Here is a 16649-nt window from a genome sequence, read left to right as displayed (position 1 = left end):
CCACGCATCCTCACCACCCCGTGGCGAGTGATGACTGATGAAAGCATCCCCGGCACTCGGTCGGGGAAGGTACGCGCCACCGCGTGAAGATCACGCACGCTACGATAGTCCAACTAGCACCTTGCCGGAGTTGTCTTGTGCCTTCGTTGCTGATTCGCGCCGCCACGCCGGACGACACGTCTTCGCTGCTCGCCTGGAATGCGGCGATGGCGTGGGAAACCGAACACAAGCGGCTCGACCCGGCCGTGCTCGAACGCGGGATCGCCGGCATCTTCGAACGACCTCAGCGCGGTTTCTATCTGGTCGCCGAACGCGATGGCGTGGCGGTCGGCAGCCTGATGGTCACCTACGAATGGAGCGACTGGCGCTGCGGCGACTTCTGGTGGATTCAGAGCGTCTACGTCGCCCCCGAAGCGCGCCGCGGCGGCGTATTCCGCGCGTTGTACGCGGCCGTGGAGCAGCGTGCGGCGGCGGCCGGCGCGGTCGGTCTGCGGCTGTATGTGGAGACCGAGAACGCCAACGCGCAGGCGACCTATGTCGGCCTCGGCATGCAGCGCTGTCGTTACTTCATGTATGAAAGCGCGCTAGCCAGCGCCGACGAAAGCTAAACCAGCAGCGCCTCCAGCGCCGATGCCGGCATCGGCACCCCGTAAAGAAAGCCCTGCAGCTGCGAGCAGCCCGCGCGGCGCAGCAGGTCGCCCTGCTCCAGCGTTTCCACGCCTTCGGCGATCACGTCCTTATGCAGACTGCGCGCCATTGCGATGATGGCCTGCGTGATGGTGGCGGTATCGGCATCGGTAGTGATGTCGCGTACGAAAGTGCGATCGATCTTCAGCGCGTCGATCGGGAAATGCCTCAGATACGACAGGCTGCAATAGCCGGTGCCGAAATCATCCAGCGACAGCCGCACGCCGCGCTGCTTGATCCGCTGCAGCAGTTCGGTGGTGGCGTCGCCGCCGGACATCACCATGCGCTCGGTCAGCTCGAGCTCGAGCTGACCGGGCTCCAGCCCGCTTTCGTCCAGTACGGCGTCCAGCCAGGCGTAAAAATCGGCGTGCTGAAACTGCAGCGGCGAGACGTTGACGGACACCGGCAGATCGATCCCGATGTCGCGCCAGCGCTTGGCCTGCTGGCAGGCTTCGCGCAGTACCCAGGCGCCGATCGGCATGATCAGGCCGGTGTCCTCGGCGACCGGAATGAACTGGTCCGGCGCGTACAGCTGGCGGCCGTCGACCAGCAGCCGCAGCAGCGCTTCGGCACCGACGATGCGCCCGCTTTGGGCATCGACCTTGGGCTGGTAGTGCAGCGCCAGTTCCTGTCGCGCCAGCATGTGGCGCAGCGCGGTTTCGATCTTGCGCCTTGCCTGGGTGCGCTCGCTCATCGACGCGGTGAAAAAACGGTAGCCGTGCTGGCCCTGCGCCTTGGCCGCATACATCGCGGTTTCCGCCTGCTGCACCAGGGTTTCGGCCTCGGTCGCGTCGTCCGGAAAAAGGCTGATGCCCATGCTCACGCGCAGCGCCAGTTCGGGGATGTCCGGCACGCGGGTTTCCTGGCAGTAGGCAATCAAAATCTGGCAGCGGCTGGCCACCTCGCCCGCGCTGCCAAGATGCGGCAGCATCACCACGAATTCGTCGTCGCCGAAGCGGCTGATCAGCTCGCCGTTGGGCAGGCCCTTGCGCAGTTGGGCGCTGAGCGCGCGCAGCGCGCGATCGCCGTCGGCGTGGCCATACAGCTCGTTGATCTGCTTGAAGCGATCGACATCCAGATACAGCACCGCGGCGCGCTGCTGGCGCCGCGTCGCCGTGACCAGCGCGTGCGCGATATGCGCATGCAGCTGGCTGCGATTGGGTAGGCCGGTGAGCGTGTCGTGCTGGGTCAAATGGATCATCTTCAGCGCCAGCGCGCGGTTCTCGCTGACGTCGTGGAACACCAGCACGCCGCCGATCACGTTGCCGGCATGATCGTGGATGGGCGCGGAGGAATCTTCGACCGGGGTGTCGAAACCGTGTCGGTGGCGCAGCAGGATCCTGCCGACCAGATCGGCGATGATGTTGCGTTCCATGGCAGCGCGCAGCGGATTGGCCACGGCCTGGCCGGTCTGCGCGTCGAACAGCTGGAAAATTTCCTCGATCGGACGGCCCTGCGCCTCGGCACTGGTCCAGCCGGTCATCGCTTCGGCGATCGGGTTGAGCGAGGTCACGCGCAGTTCGGTATCGGTGGTGATCACCGCATCGCCGATCGAGCGCAGCGTCACTTCGGCCAGCTCGCGCTCGCGGTGGAGCGCCTCCTCGAACGCCTTGCGCTGGCTGATGTCCTGCGCCTGCGACACGAAATAGCGCGGCTGCCGATGCTCGTCGCGTACTACCGACACGCTCAGCTGCAGGTGCACTGCGTGGCCGTCCTTGTGGAAGTTGCGCTTCTCCAGTTGATAGGAGTCGCGCTGGCCGGACAGCAGCTGGCCGAGCAGTTCCACGTCGGTGTCGAGATCGTCCGGATGGGTGATGGCGGTGATGTCCAGCGCCAGCAGCTCGTCCTCGCGATAGCCGAGCATCTGGCACACCGCGGTATTGACGCGCAGGAAGCGGCCGTCCGGATGGATCAGGGCCATGCCGATCGCGGCGTGCTGAAACGCGCCGAAGAAACGCTGCTCGCTCTCTTGCAGCTTGAGCTCCAGCGTGCGCCGCTCGGTGATGTCGACGAACGCCGTGAACACGCCACGCACGGCGCCGCTCTCATCGACGTCCGGCTGAAAATTGCCGTGCACATAGCGACTCTGGTTGCCGCCGAACGCCTCGCCCTCGTAGCTGGCCATCTGCCCGGCAAACGCACGCTCCAGGGGCGGACCCATATTCAGATAATTGCGCCGGCCACCGACCTCGATCAGGGTGCGGCCGATCAGCTGTGCGGGGTCGACGCCCAGCCAGGTGCGATGGGTTTCGTTGGCGTAGACAAAGCACCGCGACGTGTCGATGTAAGAGAGCAGTGCGGGCGCGCCACGCAGCATCCGCGCGGACCATTCCTGCGCCTGGGTTTCAAGTGATGGCGACACCTCGGCAGGCTCTTTCGGCTGCATGGTCGTTCCGTCCCCCGGTTTGCCGCCATCATGCGCCGGCCAGCTGCCGTTTCACAGCGGCCTGTCGCCTCAGTGGAGGGTCGTGGCCGGCGCGCTCAGGGCGCCCCGCGGATCGAGCGTGATCGGCCCGTGGGCGCGCTGCTCCGCCGTGGTGCCGTAGCGCTCGGCCAGCAGGTTCAACAACGGGTTCAGCGCCTGCGGCTGCAGCGGATAAGCGTGCGCCAGCGCGCGGGCGCGGCCGCCCTCACCGCGCTGCACCACGGTGAGGGCGACCACGCCCAGGCCGGGCGCCTCGTGCGCGAACAATGTCGGCGGTTCGCTTGTATCGTCCACCGCCGCCAGCGTTTCGAGCAGATAACCGGCACTGGCTTCGACAGTGCGGTCGGCGCTTGGGCGCAGCCGCAGCGGCAGCCGATGGGCGTCGAGCAGCGCGGCGTATTGGCGCAACTCGAAGACGATGCCGGCGAGCGCGTGGCGGCGCGCAGCGTGGTCGTCGTTGTCCTTGGTCGGCTGCTCGATCAGCCACTGCGACGGCGACTGAGCGAACACCTTGCCTTCGGCATACTGCAGCGCCAGGCCACGCGCGGTTATCGCGGACTCTTCGCGGTACGGCGTCAGCAGCGCGGCTTCCAGCAAGGACCACAGCGCCGCAAGGTTGACGTGCTCGTACTGCACGCAGGTCAGCGCCAGGAGGTCGTTGCGGCTGAGATAGCGCACGTGCTCCAGCCGGATGCCGAGCGTACGCATCAACCAGTCGGCGGTCAGCGTTCCGGCTTCGCCGCGGCCGACCAGCTGCACTTCCAGCTGTTCCGACAGCTCCTCGGCCAGCGTCTCGGGCGCCAGCAGGCTCAGTGGCAGCAGGCGCATCGGGCCGTCGGCAAACGTCGGTGACGGTTCCAGCGGCTGTGCCGGCATATGGCCATCGTGGCTGCCGAAGGCGACCACATTCTCGATATGTCCGCGCGGCACGCGCCGGGCCAGTTCGTCCAGCGTCGACCACACCGGAAAGCCCGGCCGCAGCAGTTCGACCTGATCGAATAGCGCGCCGGCCAGTGCCAGCCGCGCCCGGTTAACCGGCGGCACCAGCGCGTGCAGATCGGCCGCCACGAACTGCGCCAGCTCCGCCGCTTCGTCGCGGTTGAAGGTCAGGCGCGGCACCGGCTGGCCTTCGGCCAACTCCAGTGCCAGTACCACCGGCAGGGCGAGCAGCGTTTGCGCTTCCACGAAAGCAGCTCCAAAACGTACGAACAAGAGGCGAATCGTACCATTCAGCGTTTTGGGCTTTCGCCGCACGGCATCGCGGGTTAGCCTTGGAGGCCTTGAGTTCCGGACTGTTCTGACCATGGAAAAAACGCAAAAACGCGTGGGGGTGATCGGCGGTGTCCGCATCCCGTTCTGCCGCAACAACACCGCCTACGCCGACGTCGGCAACTTCGGCATGTCGGTGAAGGTGCTCGGAGCCCTGGTTGAACGGTTCGGGCTGCACGGTGTGGAACTCGGCGAAGTGGCGATGGGCGCGGTGATCAAGCATTCGTCCGAATGGAACCTGGCGCGCGAGGCGCTGCTGAGCTCCGGCCTGGCGCCGACTACGCCTGGCATTACCACGGCGCGGGCCTGCGGCACCTCGTTGGACAATGCCATCATCATCGCCAACAAGATCGCCGCCGGCCAGATCGAAGCCGGCATCGCCGGCGGTTCGGATACCACCAGCGACGTTCCCATCGTGTATGGCGCGCGGCTGCGCAAGCGGCTGCTGGCCGTCAATCGCGCCAAGACGCCGATGGACAAGTTCAAGGCGGCGACCCGTGGATTCTCGCTGAGCGAATTGAAGCCTTCCTTCCCCGGCGTGGCCGAGCCGCGGACCGGTAAATCGATGGGCGATCACTGCGAGCTGATGGCCAAGGAATGGCATATCGGCCGGGTCGAGCAGGATCAGCTGGCGCTGGACAGCCACCGCAAGCTGGCCGCCGCGTACGAGTCGGGCTTCTTCGACGATCTGCTGGTGCCGTTCCGCGGGCTCAAGCGCGACGGTTTCCTGCGCCCCGACTCGACCATGGAGAAGCTGGCGTCGCTCAAGCCGGCGTTCGACAAGACCTCGGGCCAGGGCACACTGACCGCGGCCAATTCCACCGGCCTCTCCGACGGCGCCGCGGTCGTGCTGTTGGGCAGCGACGAGTGGGCGGCCAAACGCGGCCTCAGCATTCAGGCCTATTTACTGGACGCGGAAGTTTCCGCGGTGGATTTCGTCCACGGCGAAGGCCTGCTGATGGCGCCGACCGTCGCGGTACCGCGCATGCTGGCGCGCCACGGCCTGACCCTGCAGGATTTCGATTACTACGAAATCCACGAGGCCTTCGCCGCGCAGGTGCTGTGCACGCTGCGCGCGTGGGAAAGCGCCGACTACTGCAAGAATCGGCTCGGGCTCGACGCGCCGTTGGGCAGCATCGATCCGGCCAAGCTCAATGTGCACGGTTCCAGCCTCGCCGTCGGTCATCCATTCGCCGCGACGGGCGCGCGCGTGGTGGCGACGTTGGCCAAGTTGCTCGAACGCAAAGGCCGCGGCCGCGGTTTGATTTCGATCTGCACCGCCGGCGGCATGGGCGTCACGGCGATACTCGAACGGCCGTAAGCGGCTCACCCCATGTTGCGCCTGCGCACCACTGTCGTCCTTAGCCTGCTGGCACTGGCGGTCGGTGTGGCCGGCACGCACTGGCTCAGTCAGCGCAGCGCCGACGAACCGCTGGCCATGCCGCTGAAGCGGCATGGCTCCTCCAATCATTTCGCCGCTGCACGGCCAGCGACCTCACACCCGCCGGCACCGCTATCGATACGAAGCCATCGGCCGCGGCAGCCGCCCATCGATAGCCATATCGCCGGCCAAAGCACCGAAGCGCCTGCCGCGCTGCCGCCGGAGCTGGTGCCGCTGGACATGCCGGTGAATCGCGATGTGGCCTACGACAGGCTGCGTGGTCATCTGGACGGCCGTGTGATCATGCACATCAGCATCGATGGCAGCGGCCGCGTCACGGCGGCCAGCGTGCTCGAGTCGAGCGGGGATACAGTGCTTGATGCGCACGCCCTGCGCAGCGTCCGCGGCTGGCGTTTTGCCGTGCCGCCGGATCATCCCGATGGCCTGAGTGCAGACTTGCCGATGCGCTTTTCCTCGCACGACGATCCAGTCGCCAGCCTGCGCTGAACCGCGCGGACGCGAGGCAAGGGCAGAGCGTGAACAGGCGCCTAGAGGATGCCCGACACGCCGGCGCCGAACGCGGTAATGATCAGGGTGAAGAACATTTTCGGCGAGACCGCCACGTCGGGGAAATCGCCCACCGGCTCGTAGCAGGCGAAGAAGCCCGGGTCGCTGACGCGCATCGGCTGGCAGCCAGGCTTGAGCTGATAGCTGGTCGCGTAGCGGAACGGCCACAGGTCGAACAGCGGCAGCTGTTCGGAGACGCTGCCGATGGCGTTGTTGATATCCGTCAGTACCGGTACGCCCGTGCGCCGCGGCCCGATGACCCATGCGTTCTCCGGCTGCGTGTCGCGCAGAATGCTCTGGCGCAGCTGCGTGGCGAAACGCTGGTCGTAGATGATCACGCCGGCCTCGGTATTGTAGTGATCCGAGCGCGGGTCGAAATTGTGCGAGCCGACCATGGCGATGCCGTCGTCGATCACGATCGACTTGGCATGCAGGCCAAAGCGGCGGCCGCCGCTGATCAGCGGGGCCGGACGCCGACTGCTGCCATGGCTGCCCAGCAGTCCGCGGTTCTCAGTGTCCACAAAATGGCGCGAGGCTTCGTTGCTTTTGCTTTTGCCGCCGCCGTCTCTGGGAGCGCCTTCGCTGCCGGTCTGGCCATCGGCATTGGCGGTGCCGGTGCCGCCGGTCGTTTCGCCGCTGTCCATCGGCGGCGCACTTTCACTGGTCGATTCCATGCTGGCATAGGCATTGGCTTCGGCCGGCCCCGGCGCGTGCGGCTTCAGCTCGTAGATCTCGAAACCGTAGTCTTTCAGATAGCGTTTGCGGTGTTTGTAGGAGAGCGCATACACCGCGAAGGCGTCGGTCGAGGCCAGTGAGTTGGTCGCGACAATAATGCGTGGAGGCGGCGTCTGCTGGTGCAGTTTGTCGAAAATCTTGCGCGCGCGGCGGCTCATCACCAAGTACGGCGTCTGCAGAACCACTTCGCTTTTGGCGCTGGCCACCATCTGCATCACGTGGCGGGTGAACTCGCGCGCGCTCTTCTTGTTCGGCTTGTCGGTCTTGGCCGGCATATCGCTGAAGAATTCCACGTTGCCGGTGCGGATGCTGTCGGCCAGCACGTGCGCACGCAGCCAGTCGGGATCACTGGCTTCCTGCTGGGCTCGATAGGCGCGTTGCGGATGCGCGAAGGTCGGCGCGGGCCACTCCGGCGCAGCCGGATGCGCCACGATATAGCGATTGACGTCGCGCAGATGGGTCAACGGCACCGAGCGGCGATGGTTCCAGAACAGCAAGAAACTGTCGGCCATGGCCTTGGCAGCCGGTCCACCGACCAGTACGTCGCGGTCGACGTAGTCGAAGTCGTCGTCCCAGTCGAAGTAGCGATTTTCGTAATTGCGCCCGCCGGTAATGCCGGCGCTGTCGTCGACCAGCAGCACCTTGTTGTGCATGCGCTGGTTGAACTTGAAGAAGCAGCAGGCGATACCCGCAGCCCATTGCAGCGGCGAGGTATGCGCGTCGTGGAATGTCGGGTTGTACAGCCGCACCTGCAAATGGGGGCTGACCCGCGCCAGCCGGTTGAGCACGGCCATGTCGTCGAACGAGGAAAGCTGATCGGCCAGTATGCGCACCTGCACGCCGCGCCGCGCCGCCTGTACCAGCTCGTCGAGCACCAGCTGGCCGACATCGTCCTGCTCCCAGATATACGTCTGCACGTCGATCGAGTGGCGGGCGCCGCGGATCAGGCTGAGCCGCGCCACCATGGCGGCCTCGCTGTCGTTGAGCAGGCTGACGATATGCACGGGCCGCTGCAGTGTGGATGCGGCGACGGCATCGGTCGCGGCGTCCAGCAGCGGCGACGCCGCGGCGCAATGGTCCGGACGATCGCAGCTCGTGCGCGTGTCGACGGTGGCGGCGACGACCGCATCGGCACGGCGGATCTGCGTTTTCGACGCGACACAGCCCTGCAGCAGGGCTGCAGCGAACAGAGCCGGGAGAAAGATCGAGCGCGGAGACATGTGCCCGCATGATACGGGTTGTCGGTGTCAGTTCGGCGTATGTTCCAGCGCGATCAGCAGGCCCAACTGCACCTGGTCAGAGAGCGCGGTTCGATGCGAGGCCATGCCGAAGGCGGTGCGCGACAGCGAACCACGCGCTTCGATCAGGCAGGTCTGCCGTACGCTTGGCGTGCAATGGGCGGGCAGCAGTTCAAAGCGCATCGGCTGGGTGACGCCGCGCAGGGTCAGCTGGCCCTGCAGCACGCCGCCAGTGGTAAGCATGCTGAAGGTGATCGGCTGCGACAGAAAACGGATCGTGGGGTACTGCAGGGCGTCGAAAAAATCCGGCGCCATCACCCAGCGGCGCAGCCGGTCGGAGGCCATCTGGATGCTGCTGGCGGTGATGCGGGCATCGACCGTGGCCAGGCCGTGATCGTCGAGCTTTACCTCACCGGCGATCTGGGTGAAGCGTCCGGTGATGGTTTTCAGCCACAGCAGTCGGACGCCGAACTCAGCGTCCGAGCGGGCTGAGTTGATGCGGTAATCCATCGCGCGCGCCGTCGGCGCTGCCAGCACCAGCGCGGCGAAAAGCAGCGACGCCAGCAGCGACGCGGTGGCAACAGGCTGAGTCACGGCGACCAGAAAGCATCCAGCCTGGCGTTGCCCGGCTCCAGCGCGCCATTCAGATGCAGCACGGCCAGAGCGCCCGGCGGCATGCCGCGGTATTCGTCGGAGCGGCCCTCGACCAGCAGCGCCACCAGCCGTTCGATGCCTGGGTTGTGGCCCACCAGCATCACGGTGTCGGCGTCGCCGTGCTGGTCCAGCAGGGCCAGCAGTTCGCCGGGAGAGGCGTCATAGATTTCGCTGGCCAGCTGCGGTGCGGGCGCGTTATTGATGGCGGCCAGTGCAAGCCGGGCGGTTTCGTCGGTGCGGCGGCTGGGCGAACACAGCACGCGGTCGGGGTGGGCGCCGTGTCCAGCCAGCCAGCGCCCGGCGGCCTGGGCTTCCTGTTCGCCGCGCGCGCTGAGCGAGCGTTGCTGGTCGTCACCGGCCTTGTCTATGGGTACGGCCTCGGCATGTCGCAGCAGAATGAGTTCTTGCATGGTGGACTCCGTCAGGTGATAGCGCGCGAGCTGCCCCGAGTATCGATGCAGGCAGCGGAAGGCGAGATTGCTGGATGGACTTTCACTGCTGGCGCTTGATCCAGCGCAGCAGGGCTTTCCAATCCTGCTGGTGGTTGCGCACCTGCTCGGACTGGTAATCGAAGATGCCCTTGCCCAGCGCGCTCAGCAGCACATAGGCCTGACTGTCGCGCAGCTGTGCGGCGATCGGAAAGGGAGATTGCTCGGCGAGCTGGGCGACCGCGTCTTGGCTGGCATGGGTCCATGGCTTGAGCCGGTTGGCGACCAGCGCGACTGGCAGTTTGCCGCGGCGAATGCGGTTGATCTTCTGCAGCTCTTCGATGAAACCGAGCGTGGCGTGCAGATCGAACGAGGACGGCAGTACCGGCACCAGCAGCACGTCGGCCGATTCGATGTAGGGCTCAAGCTCGCGTTCACCCACGCCGGCCGGTGTGTCGATCAACAGCTGCTGCGTGTCGGCAGGCACCTTCTGCAGGGCTTTCTTGCCGCCTTCGAGCGCCAGTACGCCGGGTACATTGTCCGGCCGCAGGGCCGCCCAACGAAAGCTGGAGCCCTGGCGGTCGGCATCGATGATGGCGGTATGCTGACCCGCCTGCGCCCAGTGCGAGGCCAGCTGGGTTACCAGCGTGCTCTTGCCGCATCCACCTTTGCTGCTTGCCACCAGCGTCGTAAGCATCGACTCACCCCTGCCGCGGAAGGTGGCCCAAGCCTACACGGCTGCGGATGCGGCGCAAAGCTGCGCTGCGACGAGATCAGCCCTGCGGCTGTGACGCGGACGGCGGCTTCCAGTCGGCCGGCGCTTCGGTCGGGATGTTGTTGTCGCGCAGGGCGGTCAGCAGCAAGCTCATTTCGGTGCCGCCGCGGCGGGCGATGGTCACCAGATGCTGCGCGACAGCGGCGTCATTCTGCGCGCGACCGAGCAGACGGCTGAAGCTCTGCACCTGCCAGATCAGGCTCAGGCGCGCGTGCTTGGCATCTTCCTGCTGCGCCGGATCGTCGGCCAGCACTTCGCGCAGATGCAGCCCGAGCGAACGACCCAGCGGGCTGGAACCCCACTCGAGCACCTTGCCCAGTTTCAGACAGTCGGCCTTGATGGATGCATCGCCGGCGGCGCTCTCGCACAGCTTGGCGGTCACCTGCAGCACGGGCTGCGGCTGCGCGTTGGCCAGGCCGTAGACGAGCACGACCTGCACCCCGGCCGCACCGCTGGCGTTGGCGCTGTCGTACGTATCGGCCGGCGGCGGCAGTATGCCCACCGAGTTGGCCAGCGCCTTCAGGCTGGTGCCGGCGTAATCCTCATACAGCTTGGCGTTGGCCGCCTTGGCCAGATCGGCGCGCGCCGCGTCCTGCTTCATATTGCGGGTGTCTTCGCCGATCTTGAGCAGCCACACGGCGGCGTTGTCCGGCGCCTGCGTGGTGAGCTGTTCGAGCGCCGATGCATTGGGGCAGGCATCTGCCTTGCTGTCGCAATCGGCCAGCCGCGTCCAGCTGATGGCCGCCGCGATATCGGCGGCGCCATCGGCCTGCGCCGCGCGGTCGATCAGCCCGTGGAAATTGTTGAACTTGGGCAGGTCGGTCAAGGGCCGCGACAGGATGGCGGCGGCCAGCAGCGGCATGGCGTCGGCGCGTGGCGCCAGTACGCTGACCAGATCATGCTGGTAGGCCAGCAACGCCTTGTCGCGCGAGGGTGCGGCGACCGCGGGATCCGCGGGCTTGGCGGCGTCGGCGGCAAATGCAGGCGCGAAGGCGAGCGACAGGGCGCAGGTCAGGGCAAGGCGGTGCAGTCCACGCATCATCGGTTTCCGTCTACAGATTAAAGCGGTCAGCATACCCTGCGCCGATTAAGCCGGGCTGATCCAATCACCCCGGCGGACGGGCAGCCGCCGCGATGCTTGTTAGGATAGGACTCTCCATATGCATGGCTTGTGGAACTCATGGGCAGCTGGCGCGCCACCGCGACGGGCCCGAACTGGTTGGGAGAACGCATTGGATCATTATTTAACCTTCGCTACAGGCGCACCGTGGTTTGCGGGCTGGGGCACGCTGGCGCTGGTCAACGCGGCGCTGGCGCAGGGCAAGAACCGCAGCGGCCTGCTGTGGTTCTTGCTGTCGCTGTTGTTCGGGCCGATCGCTACGCTGCTGCTGGTGCTGCTGCCCAAGGTACGCAGCAAGCTGTTCTAGCCGACGCTCGGGCCACCCCCCGACGCGCGGCGTGCTCCGCCGCAGACAGGGCTCCGGCCGGATTACTCGCCCAGCGCCTCGCGCATGAATTCCGGCTGCGCCAGCGCGGCCTTGTGAATGTCGGCGTTGTAGTAGCGGGTGGGGAAATTTTTGCTCAGCGCGCCGCGTTCGCGGAAACCGGACAGGTCGCCGCCCTTGCGCACCATCGTGCAGCTCCACCAACCGGTGGGGTAGCACGGCTGCGGAAACGGCAGCGTGCGCACGGCAGAGAAACCCGAGGCGCGCATGGCCGAGCGCATCGATTTGATCAGGTCCAGATGGACCAGCGGCGATTCGCTCTGCTGTACCAGGATGCCGCCGTGGCGCAGCGCCTTGTAGCAGCTGGTGTAGAAAGCGGCATTGAACAGGCCTTCGGCCGGTCCGACCGGATCGGTCGAATCGACGATGATCAGGTCCAGCGATTCCGGCTCGGCGTCGGCCATATACTTGATGCCGTCGATAAACAGCAGCTCGGCGCGCGGATCGTGGTTGCTGTCGCACAGCTCAGGGAAATATTCCTCGGCCAGCCGCGTCACGCGCTCGTCGATTTCCACCTGCGTGGCTTTTTCCACTTCCTCGTGCTTGAGCACCTCGCGTAGCGTGCCGCAGTCGCCGCCCCCGATGATCACCACGCGCTTGGCGCGCGCATGGGTGAACAGCGCCGGGTGGGTCATCATCTCGTGGTAGAGAAAATTGTCGCGCGTGGTCAGCATGACGCAGCCGTCGATCACCATCAGGTTGCCCCAGTCGGTGGTCTTGTAGATCTCGATGGTCTGGAACGGCGTTTTCTCGGCGTGCAGCTGCTGCTCGGTGCGAAAACCGATGGAGGAGCCGGAGGCCTGGTGGGCTTCGGTGAACCAGCGGACTTCATTCGGCGTGTGCTGCTGCGACATGGCGGGAGTTCCTGACGTGCAAGGGAGAATGGGGCCGGCCATTGTAACTGCTGAAACGGCATCCTAAAGAAGCGCGGCGCAAAGGCGCAGTTCAACGGCCATACGCATATCGTCACAGGCGACCATTACAATAGCGGTTCGGTCGGCGGCGCAGCGCGTCGCGCGGCCGGCAAGTTCGACCGGCCCCGCGGCGTGCGAGGCTTCCGGCCGGTCGAACTTCGTGCCCGCTGACGTGCCGCCGCGAGCCGGCGGCCGGCCAACGGGCGATACCGTCAAGGCTCGCCGCTGCGACGCATTCGTGGGCTACATGCCGTTGATGCAGGGCCTGCGGCCGTCCAGATCTGGTCACTTGAGGAGATTCGCCGATGGCGAAGCAGTGGAACACATCCGATTGGAATACACCCGATTGGAGCACCGACGTCGCCCGCGACACCTACGCGATGGCGCACTGGGGTGATGGCTATGTCGATGCGGATGCCGGCGGCGACATCGTCATTCGCCCGCGAGGCCCGACGGGTCCCGCCCTGTCCTTGCCCGGCATCGTGGCGCGTGCGCGCGACGAAGGTCTGCGCCTGCCGCTGCTGGTGCGTTTTCCCGACATTCTCGCCGATCGCCTGTCCAAGTTGCAGGACGCCTTCGCCAAGGCGATCGGCGAATGGAATTATTCGGGCGGCTATACGGCTATCTACCCGATCAAGGTCAACCAGCAGCGCGGTGTGGCCGGCGAGCTGGTGGCCGCGGGCACGCATGGTTTCGGCCTGGAGGCCGGTTCCAAGCCCGAGCTGATGGCCGTGCTGGCGATGGCGCGCCCCGGTTCCATCGTGATCTGCAACGGCTACAAGGACCGCGAATATGTGCGTCTGGCGTTGATCGGGCTGAAGCTGGGGCTGCGCGTGCACATCGTGATCGAGAAGCTGTCCGAGCTCGAGCACGTGTTTGCCGAAGCCAGCGCGCTAGACGTCGAGCCCCTGCTCGGCGTGCGCGTGCGGCTGGCCTCCATCGGCGCCGGTAAATGGCAGAACACCGGTGGCGACAAGGGCAAGTTCGGCCTGTCGCCCGATCAGGTGCTCACGCTGACCCGGCGGCTCGATGCCGCCGGCCTTAAGCACACGCTGAAGCTGCAGCACTTTCACATGGGTTCGCAGATTTCCAATGTGCGCGACATCGCCAACGGCATGCGCGAGGCGACGCGTTACTTCGTCGAGCTGACCCGCATGGGTGTGCCGCTGGAGATCGTCGACGTCGGCGGCGGCCTCGGTGTGGACTACGAAGGCACGCGCTCGCGCAGCCACAACTCGATCAACTATTCGATCGAGCAGTACGCGTCGACGATCGTGCAGTCGCTGGCCGAGGCGGTGGAAGCCGAAGGGCTGAGCGCGCCGCACATCCTCACCGAAGCGGGCCGCGCCATGACTGCGCACCATGCCGTGATGGTGGTCAATGTCACCGAAGTGGAAGAAGTGCCGACCGGCGCGATTCCGCCACCGGACGCGGCCGAGGCGGCGGTGCTGCGGCGCTTGCGCGAAACCCACGAGGAGATCGACCGCCGTCCGCCGCTGGAGCTGTTCCACGAGGCCCAGCATCACCTCGCCGAGGGCCAGACCTTGTATGCGCTGGGCCAGCTCACGCTGACCGATCGCGCGCGGCTGGACGAGATGTACTACGCCATCGCCAATGCTGTGCGCACGCGGCTGCTGCCCGCCGAGCGATCGCACCGGCAGGCGCTGGACGAGCTGGACGAGAAGCTGGTCGACAAGTACTTCGTCAATTTCTCGGTGTTCGAATCGGTGCCGGACATCTGGGCGATCGGACAAATCTTTCCGATCGCACCGATCGCCCGGCTCGACGAACGGCCCACGCGCCGCGGCGTGATCGTCGACCTGACTTGCGATTCGGACGGCCGCATCGATCATTACGTCGATGCCGAGGGCGTCGACGTGAGTCTGCCGCTGCATGCGCTGAACGAAGGCGAGAGCTACCGGCTCGGCATTTTCATGGTGGGTGCCTATCAGGAAACGTTGGGCGACATCCACAACTTGTTCGGCGACACCGATGCCGTCAACGTGCGCGTCGATGGCGACGGCTACGTGTTTGCGCACAAGCGCAGCGGTGATACGACTGATCTGATGCTCGACTACGTCGGCTACGACCTGGCCGCGCTGCGGCAGAGCTATCGTGATCGCATCGCTGCCGCTGGCGTCACCGGCACACTGGCCGACCAGCTTTACACCACGCTCGACGGCGGTCTTACGGCGTATACCTATCTGGCCGAAGAAGGGCGCTGAAGCCTTTCCGCCCGATCATGGCTTTACGACATCAATCGAGGAATCACTGATGGCACGTCTGGATGGCAAGGTCGCGTTGATCACCGGTGCCGCCAGCGGTATCGGCAAGGCCATCGCCGAGCTGTACGCCCAGCACGGCGCCAGCGTGGCGATCGCCGATATCGATCGGTGCGCCGCCGACGCGGTCGCCGCGGCGATCAATGCGAGCGGCGGCCGGGCTGTCGGCATCGCGATGGACGTCACCGACGAAGCAGCGGTCGACGCGGGCACCGACACCGTGATCAAGGCGTTCGGACGTCTGGACGTCCTGATCTCGAACGCCGGCGTGCAGATCGTCAATCCGATCGACCAGTTCGCGTTTGCTGACTGGAAGAAGATGCTGGCCATTCATCTCGACGGCGCCTTTCTCACCACCAAGGCCGCGTTGCAGTACATGTATCGGGAAAATGCCGAAGGGCGTAGCCATGGCGGGATCGTCATCTACATGGGATCGGTCCATTCGCACGAGGCGTCGAAGCTGAAGTCGGCTTACGTCACCGCCAAGCACGGCCTGCTCGGCCTGGCACGCACGTTGGCCAAGGAAGGTGCCGCGCATGGCGTGCGCTCGCACGTCATCTGCCCGGGCTTTGTGCGCACGCCGCTGGTGGAGCGGCAGATTCCGGAGCAGTCCCGTGCGCTGGGCATCAGCGAGGACGCCGTGGTCAAGGACGTGATGCTGAAGGATACGGTGGACGGCGAATTCACCACCGTTGAAGACATCGCGCAGACGGCGCTCTATTTGGCGACGTTTCCGTCGGCGGCGTTGACCGGACAATCCATCGTGGTGACCCACGGCTGGCATATGCAATAGCCGCTGCGCTCGACTCGGTGCACTCTTGCGAGTGCGCCAGTGCTGTACCGGTGGTGCCGCGGCAAGAATCGACTATCCGCAAGGAATACATATGAGTATCAAGACAGGTTTCATCGGTTTGGGCGCAATGGGTGCGCCAATGGCGACCCACCTTCACGAACGCGGCCTGCTGGTCGCGGTAGCCAATCGCACGCAAGCGAAGGCAGCGGCACTGGCGGAAAAACTCGGCGTGAGCGCACCGGAGACACTGGCTGAACTGGCGGCGCAGTGTGACGTGATCGCGCTGTGCGTCACGGCGGATGCCGACGTGCTTTCCACGGTCGAGGCGTTGGCGCCGCACCTGAAGCCCGGTGCCATCGTCATTGATCATTCCACCGTGGCGCCGGACACGGCGCGCCGCGCCGCGCTGCGGCTCGGCGAGGTAGGCGCGCACTTTCTCGATGCGCCGGTGTCTGGCGGGGTGGAAGGTGCGAAGAACGGCAAGCTGTCGGTGATGGTGGGCGGCGAAGCGGACGTGCTGGAGCGCGCGCGCGCCGTGCTGGAGGCCTATGCCTTGAAGGTGACCCATCTCGGCGCGGTCGGCGCGGGTCAGGCGACCAAGGCGGTCAATCAGGTACTGGTGGCCGGCATCGCGCAGGCCGTGTGTTCCGGACTTGCCTTGGGCGAGGCGCTGGGCCTCGATCCGGAGCGCCTGATCCCCACGCTCGGCGCGGGTGCGGCGGGCAACTGGTTTCTGGAAAAGCGCGGCGCGACCATGTTGCGCGACGAATTCAGCGTGGGCTTCAAGTTGGCGTTGCTGCACAAGGACTTGGTCATCGTGCGCGGTATCGCCGAGCAGGCCGGTACCGACACGCGGGTCATCAAGCAATCGCTTGCCGATTACGCGGAGCTGATGAGCCAGGGTTATGGCGATGACGACATTTCAGCCTTGATCCGCCTGAAGCGCAAAAGCTGAGCGGTTCGCGCCGCCCGGCTTTTGCGTTGGCCGATCTTCGG

The 16649-nt window shown here is 65.8% G+C and carries 15 protein-coding genes; 7 read left to right on the top strand and 8 right to left on the bottom strand.

What is annotated here, in order from left to right; all coding sequences use genetic code 11:
- Positions 1-146: 146 nt before the first annotated feature.
- Positions 147-608 carry a GNAT family N-acetyltransferase gene (locus HDE76_RS13725; protein ID WP_184508514.1) on the top strand — a complete coding sequence of 154 codons (462 nt, stop codon included), beginning with the start codon at positions 147-149 and terminating at the stop codon, positions 606-608.
- Here the strand turns inward: HDE76_RS13725 and HDE76_RS13720 are convergent.
- Both HDE76_RS13720 and HDE76_RS13715 read right to left on the bottom strand, forming a co-directional pair.
- Entirely contained in the window at positions 605-3073 is a 2469-nt protein-coding gene (locus tag HDE76_RS13720) for an EAL domain-containing protein (protein ID WP_184508348.1), read from the bottom strand. The two genes, HDE76_RS13725 and HDE76_RS13720, sit on opposite strands and share 4 nt — an antisense overlap.
- Positions 3074-3142: 69 nt before the next feature.
- The gene (locus HDE76_RS13715) at positions 3143-4297 is read right to left on the bottom strand and encodes a hypothetical protein (protein WP_184508345.1); all 1155 of its coding nucleotides are present in this window, start codon (positions 4295-4297) and stop codon (positions 3143-3145) included.
- Between the two features lie 118 nt (positions 4298-4415).
- Here HDE76_RS13715 and HDE76_RS13710 point away from each other — a divergent pair, with 118 nt between their 5' ends.
- Both HDE76_RS13710 and HDE76_RS13705 read left to right on the top strand, forming a co-directional pair.
- On the top strand, positions 4416-5702 hold the full coding sequence (locus HDE76_RS13710; RefSeq protein ID WP_184508342.1) for an acetyl-CoA C-acetyltransferase: 1287 nt from the start codon (positions 4416-4418) through the stop codon (positions 5700-5702).
- Positions 5703-5714: 12 nt separating this feature from the next.
- Positions 5715-6269: an energy transducer TonB gene (locus tag HDE76_RS13705; protein ID WP_184508338.1), complete on the top strand. Its 555-nt coding sequence runs from the start codon at positions 5715-5717 to the stop codon at positions 6267-6269.
- A 41-nt stretch (positions 6270-6310) separates the two neighbouring features.
- Here the strand turns inward: HDE76_RS13705 and HDE76_RS13700 are convergent, their stop codons facing one another.
- From HDE76_RS13700 to HDE76_RS13680, 5 genes are all read right to left on the bottom strand, one after another.
- Positions 6311-8284: a phospholipase D family protein gene (locus HDE76_RS13700; RefSeq protein ID WP_179482020.1), complete on the bottom strand. Its 1974-nt coding sequence runs from the start codon at positions 8282-8284 to the stop codon at positions 6311-6313.
- Positions 8285-8311: 27 nt separating this feature from the next.
- Positions 8312-8896: a YceI family protein gene (locus HDE76_RS13695; RefSeq protein WP_179482018.1), complete on the bottom strand. Its 585-nt coding sequence runs from the start codon at positions 8894-8896 to the stop codon at positions 8312-8314.
- Positions 8893-9366 carry a histidine phosphatase family protein gene (locus HDE76_RS13690; RefSeq protein WP_179482016.1) on the bottom strand — a complete coding sequence of 158 codons (474 nt, stop codon included), beginning with the start codon at positions 9364-9366 and terminating at the stop codon, positions 8893-8895. The genes HDE76_RS13695 and HDE76_RS13690 overlap by 4 nt, the downstream gene beginning before the upstream one ends.
- An 82-nt stretch (positions 9367-9448) precedes the next feature.
- Complete coding sequence (locus HDE76_RS13685) at positions 9449-10081, bottom strand: ParA family protein (protein ID WP_179482014.1); 633 nt, start codon at positions 10079-10081, stop codon at positions 9449-9451.
- Between the two features lie 76 nt (positions 10082-10157).
- The gene (locus HDE76_RS13680; RefSeq protein WP_343205711.1) at positions 10158-11198 is read right to left on the bottom strand and encodes a hypothetical protein; all 1041 of its coding nucleotides are present in this window, start codon (positions 11196-11198) and stop codon (positions 10158-10160) included.
- Positions 11199-11391: 193 nt separating this feature from the next.
- Between HDE76_RS13680 and HDE76_RS13675 the strand changes: the two genes are divergently transcribed.
- The gene (locus HDE76_RS13675; protein WP_179482010.1) at positions 11392-11586 is read left to right on the top strand and encodes an antitermination protein NusB; all 195 of its coding nucleotides are present in this window, start codon (positions 11392-11394) and stop codon (positions 11584-11586) included.
- A 62-nt stretch (positions 11587-11648) separates the two neighbouring features.
- Here HDE76_RS13675 and speE read toward each other — a convergent pair whose 3' ends face one another.
- The gene (gene speE / locus HDE76_RS13670) at positions 11649-12518 is read right to left on the bottom strand and encodes a polyamine aminopropyltransferase (protein WP_179482008.1); all 870 of its coding nucleotides are present in this window, start codon (positions 12516-12518) and stop codon (positions 11649-11651) included.
- 365 nt (positions 12519-12883) lie between these two features.
- Between speE and speA the strand changes: the two genes are divergently transcribed.
- The 3 genes from speA (at position 12884) to HDE76_RS13655 (ending at position 16608) form a co-directional block, all read left to right on the top strand.
- The gene (gene speA / locus HDE76_RS13665; protein ID WP_179482006.1) at positions 12884-14803 is read left to right on the top strand and encodes an arginine decarboxylase; all 1920 of its coding nucleotides are present in this window, start codon (positions 12884-12886) and stop codon (positions 14801-14803) included.
- Positions 14804-14852: 49 nt separating this feature from the next.
- A complete protein-coding gene (locus HDE76_RS13660) occupies positions 14853-15653 on the top strand; it encodes a 3-hydroxybutyrate dehydrogenase (RefSeq protein ID WP_184508332.1) in 801 nt (266 codons plus the stop codon).
- A gap of 91 nt (positions 15654-15744) precedes the next feature.
- Positions 15745-16608 carry an NAD(P)-dependent oxidoreductase gene (locus HDE76_RS13655; RefSeq protein ID WP_179482002.1) on the top strand — a complete coding sequence of 288 codons (864 nt, stop codon included), beginning with the start codon at positions 15745-15747 and terminating at the stop codon, positions 16606-16608.
- The last annotated feature ends 41 nt before the right edge of the window (positions 16609-16649 follow it).

The sequence above is a fragment of the Rhodanobacter sp. ANJX3 genome, assembly GCF_014200755.1.
Taxonomy (GTDB): Bacteria; Pseudomonadota; Gammaproteobacteria; order Xanthomonadales; family Rhodanobacteraceae; genus Rhodanobacter.
Note: the sequence above shows the minus strand (reverse complement) of the source record. Positions and strands in the feature narration are given on the sequence as shown.